Raw genomic sequence first — 273 nt, 5'->3', positions numbered from 1 at the left:
AAGCATTGCCGTGGTGTCGGGCGGAAACACGGATATAAGCAGCGGTAAGTCCTTCACAGTTTCAGCCCGGGATTCCGTAAGCCTATTTGCGCAGAGTGCAGGAATGCAGCTTTTTGCTGGAAATGGCAAAGTCGATATTCAGGCACAGGCGGATGCACTCGCTGCCTCAGCTCAAAAAGATGTGACTATCACCAGCACAGAAGGCAAAGTGACGGTGAATGCCAGCCAGGAATTGATACTTAACTGCGCGGGTGCCTACATCAAGATCAGCGG

1 protein-coding gene is annotated in these 273 nt (G+C 52.0%); it reads left to right on the top strand.

The window, feature by feature from the left end:
* Window positions 1-10: 10 nt before the first annotated feature.
* Window positions 11-273, top strand: a 263-nt coding sequence (locus ACPYOM_RS22490; RefSeq protein ID WP_481347663.1) for a DUF2345 domain-containing protein, incomplete at its 3' end; no start/stop codon positions are given.

Source organism: Monashia sp. HAY1-2A (assembly GCF_056755315.1).
This window is presented reverse-complemented; position numbering and strand designations above follow the sequence as displayed.